This window comes from Faecalicatena contorta, from assembly GCF_021531995.1.
Lineage (GTDB): Bacteria > Bacillota > Clostridia > Lachnospirales > Lachnospiraceae > Dorea_A > Dorea_A contorta_A.
Map to the genome: position 1 here is coordinate 1 of NZ_JAFBIZ010000135.1, position 6791 is coordinate 6791.

A 6791-nucleotide genomic window follows, 5' to 3' on the forward strand; every position below is an offset into this window, starting at 1 on the left:
GATATACATAGGTATGATAGGTATATTTGTTATATTTTCTATCATATGTTCTGCAATGGGAAAGAACTTTCTGACAATCAATAATGTTATGAATATTGTAAACCAGGCAAGTATTAATGCAATTCTCGGAATAGGAGCTTCTCTGGTTATATTAACAGGTGGAATTGATTTGTCTGTAGGATCTGTTGTAGGATTTATTGGTATTTTTCTTGCAATGAATTTAAAAAGTGGAATGTCTATTCCCCTTGCTATTTTTTTGTGTTTGGTAATCGGAGCGGTCATTGGATTATTTAATGGTGTACTGATCAGTTATGGAAAAGTTCCTGCTTTCATTACAACACTGGGTTCTATGCAGGCGGTCAGAGGATTGGCTCAGATTATCAACGGAGGGCAGGCAGTATCAGGATTTCCATTAGATATCGGTAAAGTTATGAAGACAAAGTTCTTTGATGTAGTACCAATTGGTGTTCTGTATGTCATCATTTTTTATGCAATAATGATTTTTGTATTGTCATATACAAAGTTTGGGCGCAGCGTATATGCATTAGGCGGTAACTCACATGCTGCAAGATTATCAGGAATCAGAGTAAAGAGACAAGAAGTATTAGTATATGTCATCTGTGGAATTTTCGCAGCATTTGCCGGTGTAATGTTGTTAGGACGTCTCCTGTATGCGGATCCAAGTGCAGGAAGCTCTTATGAAATGAATGCAATTGCAGCTGCAGTTATAGGCGGTATCTCTATGTCAGGTGGAAAAGGAAAGCTGGCGAATACGGTTGTAGGTGCTATTATTCTTGCGACTCTAACTAATGGTCTTCAAATAATGAATGTTGCAACCTATTATCAGACTGTAATTACAGGATTGGTTGTTATTATTGCTGTTTTTGCAGATAAGCAAAAAGAAAGAAAGGCTGAATAAAGTTCATATTGTTAAAAAACACATACTTATAAATTCAAATAATGAAGGAGGATACACTATGAAAAAGAAATTATTAAGCGTATTACTTTGTGTAGCACTGGCAGGAACAATGTTGATTGGATGTGGAAATAAAAGCGAAGACAGTTCATCAAGTGATGATTCTAAATCTACGGAAGAAGCTGCAGCAGAAGTTTCTGATAAGTTAGTAGAAGAAATTAAATCGCAGGTTCCGGATGGAGATTACAGTGACAAGACAATTGGATTCTGTGGGATGACATTAAATAATGAATATCATATTATTGTTGCAAATGCAGTAGAGCAGTCTTGTAAAGCTCTTGGGATGAAAGTAGAGATTCAGGCGGGTTCTGAGCATCAGTCAGTAGAAGAACAGTTGGTAATTATCGAAAACTATATTTCACAGGGTGTAGATGGAATTATTCTTGTACCGGCAGCTTCTGAAGGACTTCTTTCTGCTCTTCAGGAATGTAAAGATGCTAATATTCCGGTAATTAATCTGGATACAAAACTTGATGATGCTACACTGGAAGCATTAGATCAGGACATTCCGTTTTATGGAACAGACAACTATGTAGGTGGACAAATGGTTGGAGAAGAAGTTGCTGAGATGTATCCGGATGGATGCAAAACAGCAATTCTGAGAGGCGTTCAGGGTCAGACAAACGATGATGACAGATACAATGGATTCTTAGATAAAGCAGGCGATGTTGTTGATCTCGTTGCAGAACAGCATGCAAACTGGGAAACAGATCAGGCTTATACAGCAATTCAGAATATCCTTCAGGCAAATCCGGATCTTGAAGTTATTTATTGTGAAAACGATTTAATGGGTGTTGGTGCATACCAGGCAGTGGATGAAGCAGGACTTACAGATCAGATTAAGATTTTCTCTTATGATGGAATTACAGAAGGTATTCAGTATGTAATTGATGGTAAGTTTATATCTACATGTGCTCAGCAGCCTATAGAGATGGGTAAACTTGGTGTTATTAATATGACTAAGATTTTCGCAGGTGAGGATGCAGAAACGTACATTGATACAGGATGTAAGCTGATTACAAGTGATAATGCAGAAGAATCACTGGAAGAAACCCAGAATTATGCAAAGGAAATTGAACCGACAAAATAGATCAGACATAAGAGGATAAAAAATGAATTATAAAAAGTTAATTGTAGAAAGTGGAAAAAGAATGGAAGGATCCGGACTTACTGTAGAAACATGGGGAAATATAAGTTGTCGGGATCCGGAGACTCAGTTAGTATATATGACTCCAAGTGCCATGCTTTATAATACGATTGAAGAAGATGATGTTATCGTGTGTAAGTTAGACGGAACAGTCGTAGAAGGAACCAGAAAACCTACAATTGAGAAAGATATGCATCTGTCAATTTACAGAAATCGAGAAGATGTGAATGCGATCATTCACACACATCCGATGTATTCAATGGTATATGCAACGCAGGGAAAAGATATTCCTTTAATTATCGATGAAGCAGCGCAGATTATGGGAGATACCTGCAGGTGTACGGATTATGCTCTCCCTGGAAGTGAATCATTGGCAGAAAATTGTGTAAAAGCGCTTGGAGAAAAAGCAAATACCTGTTTGATTCATTCTCATGGTGCTGTGTGTGTATCAGGAGACATGAATGGTGCTTTCAAAACAGCAAAAGTATTGGAAGTAACGGCACAGATCTATTATATGATTGAAGCGACAGGTGGAAAGCCGATAGGAATTTCTGATGAAAATATAGCTGCAATGCAGAACTTTGTGAAGTATTCCTATGGACAAGACAAATAAAAAATAGAATAATATAAGTGTGTGTTTTAGAGCTGCCTGTGAACCAGGCAGCTCTATTAGAAATAAGGAAAAAATTCAGATACCATGAAAAGTGAGGGAATGCTATGAAAAAAATATTAGTAATCGGAAGTTTGAATATGGATTCTGTAATAAAAACGCCTCATATGCCAAAATCTGGTGAAACAGTTATGGGAACGGATATATCGTTAATACCGGGAGGAAAAGGGGCGAATCAGGCATATGCAGCAGGGAAGCTTGGGGGAGATGTGGCAATGTTAGGGGCAGTAGGAAAAGATTCCTTTGGGGATACGATGCTGAATAATCTTCGAAACGTTAATGTGGATGTAAAAGGAATCCGTCAATTAGAAGGAATCCCAACGGGCCAGGCTTATATTACTGTCGACGAAGAGGGGCAGAATTCTATTATTGTTATTGCGGGAGCGAACGGAAAAGTTACTGAGAAGATGATAGACGAGAATATGAATCTTATCGATGCAAGTGATATCATCATTATGCAGTTGGAAATACCGGTTCAGACGGTACAGTATATAAAAGAGACTGCTATAAAAAAAGGGAAAACAGTAATCCTGGATCCGGCACCTGCCGTTGAAGGACTTCCGGACGAATTTTGGAATGGGATTGACTATATTAAGCCAAATGAAACGGAATTGGAGATATTGGCAGGAAGAACACTGGCAACTGAATCAGAATTGATAGAAGGCGCAAAAGAGATGCTTGCAAAAGGTGTAAAAACAGTTCTTGTGACGCTTGGAGAGAAAGGATGTCTCTATGTATCAAACCGGGAAGAAAAGGTAATTCCAACGAAAAAAGTACATGTGGTGGATACAACGGCAGCAGGAGATTCGTTTACGGCAGCTTTTGCGCTTGCACTAAGCAGGGATGAATCCGTCGAGGATGCGATTGCATTTGGACAAAAGGTGTCCGCCATTGCAGTTACAAGAAAAGGAGCACAGACATCTATCCCGAGTATTGCTGAGTTATGAAAGCTATGAAAATATGTTCATAATAATAGGAACAAAGGAATGATATAGGGTTCTGCATCGAAAAAGAACAGCATGAACCCTGTATTTTTTATATCTTGTATATTCGTTTCAGACAGAGTAGAATTATAGAAGACATATTCTATTCACAAAGGAGAAAAAGAATGCGTACAATCAACGTAGAAGAGATTACAAAACATATCAAAGAGATGTGTATAGAAGCAAACCATTTTCTTTCCAAAGACATGGACGAGGCAATGAAAAAAGCAATTGATACAGAGAAAGCGCCTCTTGGAAAACAGATTCTGAATCAACTTCAGGAGAATCTGAAAATAGCTGCAGAAGATATGATTCCGATCTGCCAGGATACAGGAATGGCTGTTATCTTTATGGAAATTGGTCAGGATGTTCATTTTGAAGGCGGAGTATTAGAAGATGCGATTAATGAGGGCGTACGTCAGGGATATACGGAAGGATATTTAAGAAAATCTGTAGTAGGAGATCCTATTATTCGTGAAAATACAAAAGATAATACACCTGCAATTATTCATTATAGTATTGTAAAAGGTGATAAAGTAAAGATAAAAGTTGCTCCAAAAGGTTTTGGAAGTGAAAATATGAGCCGTGTATTTATGTTAAAACCTGCAGACGGAATTGAAGGAGTAAAAAATGCTATTTTGACGGCAGTAAAAGATGCCGGACCAAATGCGTGTCCGCCGATTGTTGTCGGAGTAGGGGTTGGGGGAACATTTGAAAAATGTGCGCTTATGGCAAAAGAAGCTCTGACGCGCGAAGTTGGCTCTCATTCTGAGATTCCATGGGTCAGGGAACTGGAAGAGGAGATGCTGGATAAAATTAATTGCCTGGGAATTGGGCCGGGAGGGCTTGGAGGAACAACAACTGCTCTTGCAGTTAATGTGAATACTTATCCAACACATATAGCAGGGCTTCCGGTTGGAATCAACATCTGCTGTCATGTAAACAGACATATTATCAGGGAGGTATAAATATGGACCAGCATATAAAAGCACCAATTACGAAGGAAGTATCCCGCTCACTGCACGCAGGTGACTATGTATATATTACAGGAACCATATATACTGCAAGAGATGCAGCACATAAACGAATGGACGAAGCACTCTCAAAAGGAGAGGAGCTTCCAATTGATATAAAGAATCAGGCAATTTACTATATGGGACCATCTCCAGCAAGAGAGGGACGTCCAATTGGATCTGCAGGACCTACGACGGCAAGCCGTATGGATAAGTATGCACCGAAGCTCCTTGATCTTGGTCTGACTGCTATGATAGGAAAAGGAAAAAGAAGCAAAGAAGTACTGGATGCAGTCGTAAGAAACGGAAGTGTATATCTGGCAGCGGTCGGAGGAGCAGGAGCATTATTATCAAAATGTATCAAATCTTCTGAAGTAATAGCCTATGAGGATCTTGGAACAGAAGCAATTCGCAAGCTGGAAGTAGAAGATTTTCCGGTAATTGTAGTTGCGGACTGTGAGGGGAACAATCTTTATGAAACTGCAATAGAGGAGTACAGAAAACTATGAAACGAATATTGTTAATGGTATTTCGTAATATTCTTTTTGTTCCATTTGCGTGGATAAAATTATGTTACCATGCACATCATGCGGAAAAATATACAGAAGAAGAACATTATAAAATGCTTCAATTTATTTGTCACAGAGCAAACAAAGGCGGAAATGTTACGATAGATGCACACGGTCTGGAAAATATTCCAAAAGAAAATGGATTTATATTTTTCCCAAATCACCAGGGATTATATGATGTTCTGGCAATCGTTGACGTATGCCCTCAGCCTTTTTCTGTTGTTGCAAAAAAAGAGGTTGCCAATATACAGTTTCTGAAACAGGTATTTGCATGTATGAGAGCGTATATGCTGGATCGCGAGGATGTGCGCCAGGCAATGCAGGTAATTATTGATGTGGCGAATGAAGTAAAAAAAGGAAGAAACTATTTGATATTCGCAGAAGGAACTCGTTCAAAAAATGGCAACCATCCCGGGGATTTTAAAGGAGGTAGTTTTAAAGCTGCAACAAAGGCGAAGTGTCCGATTGTTCCTGTGGCATTGATAGATGCATTTAAACCGTTTGATACAAATACTGTCAGTCCGGTAACAGTTCAGGTTTATTTTCTGGAGCCATTATATTATGAAGATTATAAAGATATGAAAACGACAGAGATTGCATCGCTGGTGAAAAACAGGATAGAAAATATGATCAAAGAAAATACAGAAGAATAAGATAGGAAGATTATTTTCAGATAAAATGTCGATCAGAAAAAATAAATAAAAAAAGATTGACAATACGGATAAGGTCTAGTATAATAACTTCTGCTGGAGAAATACTCAAGAGGCTGAAGAGGCGCCCCTGCTAAGGGTGTAGGTCGGGTGACCGGCGCGAGGGTTCAAATCCCTCTTTCTCCGTTTTGGTCAGTATTGACTGTCTGAAACAAAGTTTCAGACAGTTTTTTATGGCCAGGGCATGAAGAACATGTGTTACAGAAATAAGTTCGGAAATGCTAAATGTTATGTGTGGAAAAAGATGTTAAAAAAATCGAAAAAAAGATTTAAAAAAACTCTTGACAAAAAGAAATGCACATGATATTATGTTTAAGCTGACTCGTGCGAGACAGCAACAAAGAACCTTGATAATTAAACAATAGACAACAACCCTGAAGATTTCTTTAAGAGAAAAATTCAGAACGAAGACATGAAAAATGTCGACCTAATAACAGTAAAAGGGATAAAAAAGCTAGTAGTTTTCTTGAACTGGAGCGAACTTGATTTTGGATCTGTGTAACAGCAGGTTTAAGATTTTTTAACGAGAGTTTGATCCTGGCTCAGGATGAACGCTGGCGGCGTGTTTAACACATGCAAGTCGAGCGAAGCACTTAAATCAGATTCTTCGGAAGAAGATTCAAGTGACTGAGCGGCGGACGGGTGAGTAACGCGTGGGTAACCTGCCTCATACAGGGGGATAACAGTTAGAAATGACTGCTAATACCGCATAAGACCACGGTA

7 protein-coding genes, 1 tRNA gene and 1 rRNA gene are annotated in these 6791 nt (G+C 38.7%); all 9 read left to right on the forward strand.

The genetic code is table 11. The features are described 5' to 3' along the window. The first annotated feature begins 1 nt into the window (after position 1). On the forward strand, positions 2-919 hold the full coding sequence (locus tag JQM82_RS13655; RefSeq protein WP_235250938.1) for an ABC transporter permease: 918 nt from the start codon (positions 2-4) through the stop codon (positions 917-919). Positions 920-977: 58 nt separating this feature from the next. Next, positions 978-2066, forward strand: coding sequence for a sugar ABC transporter substrate-binding protein (locus tag JQM82_RS13660; RefSeq protein WP_235250940.1), 1089 nt, complete (start codon positions 978-980; stop codon positions 2064-2066). Between the two features lie 22 nt (positions 2067-2088). Beyond that, positions 2089-2736 carry a class II aldolase/adducin family protein gene (locus JQM82_RS13665; RefSeq protein WP_235250941.1) on the forward strand — a complete coding sequence of 216 codons (648 nt, stop codon included), beginning with the start codon at positions 2089-2091 and terminating at the stop codon, positions 2734-2736. 104 nt (positions 2737-2840) lie between these two features. After that, positions 2841-3740, forward strand: a complete 900-nt coding sequence (gene rbsK, locus JQM82_RS13670) for a ribokinase (protein WP_235250942.1) — start codon at positions 2841-2843, stop codon at positions 3738-3740. Positions 3741-3901: 161 nt separating this feature from the next. Continuing rightward, complete coding sequence (locus JQM82_RS13675) at positions 3902-4744, forward strand: fumarate hydratase (RefSeq protein ID WP_235250943.1); 843 nt, start codon at positions 3902-3904, stop codon at positions 4742-4744. A gap of 2 nt (positions 4745-4746) precedes the next feature. Next, complete coding sequence (locus JQM82_RS13680) at positions 4747-5298, forward strand: Fe-S-containing hydro-lyase (RefSeq protein WP_235250944.1); 552 nt, start codon at positions 4747-4749, stop codon at positions 5296-5298. Continuing rightward, positions 5295-6011, forward strand: a complete 717-nt coding sequence (locus JQM82_RS13685) for a lysophospholipid acyltransferase family protein (protein ID WP_235250945.1) — start codon at positions 5295-5297, stop codon at positions 6009-6011. The genes JQM82_RS13680 and JQM82_RS13685 overlap by 4 nt, the downstream gene beginning before the upstream one ends. 95 nt (positions 6012-6106) lie before the next feature. After that, a tRNA-Ser gene (locus tag JQM82_RS13690) sits at positions 6107-6194 on the forward strand. 393 nt (positions 6195-6587) lie between these two features. Further along, a 16S ribosomal RNA gene (locus JQM82_RS13695) occupies positions 6588-6791 on the forward strand; the annotation flags it as partial.

Excerpts from the sequence above, each read along its gene's own strand:
- JQM82_RS13680 (WP_235250944.1), top strand. The coding sequence starts at position 4,747 with ATGGACCAGCATATAAAAGCACCAATTACGAAGGAAGTATCCCGCTCA.
- JQM82_RS13660 (WP_235250940.1), top strand. The coding sequence starts at position 978 with ATGAAAAAGAAATTATTAAGCGTATTACTTTGTGTAGCACTGGCAGGA.
- rbsK (WP_235250942.1), top strand. The coding sequence starts at position 2,841 with ATGAAAAAAATATTAGTAATCGGAAGTTTGAATATGGATTCTGTAATA.
- JQM82_RS13685 (WP_235250945.1), top strand. The coding sequence starts at position 5,295 with ATGAAACGAATATTGTTAATGGTATTTCGTAATATTCTTTTTGTTCCA.
- JQM82_RS13665 (WP_235250941.1), top strand. The coding sequence starts at position 2,089 with ATGAATTATAAAAAGTTAATTGTAGAAAGTGGAAAAAGAATGGAAGGA.
- JQM82_RS13675 (WP_235250943.1), top strand. The coding sequence starts at position 3,902 with ATGCGTACAATCAACGTAGAAGAGATTACAAAACATATCAAAGAGATG.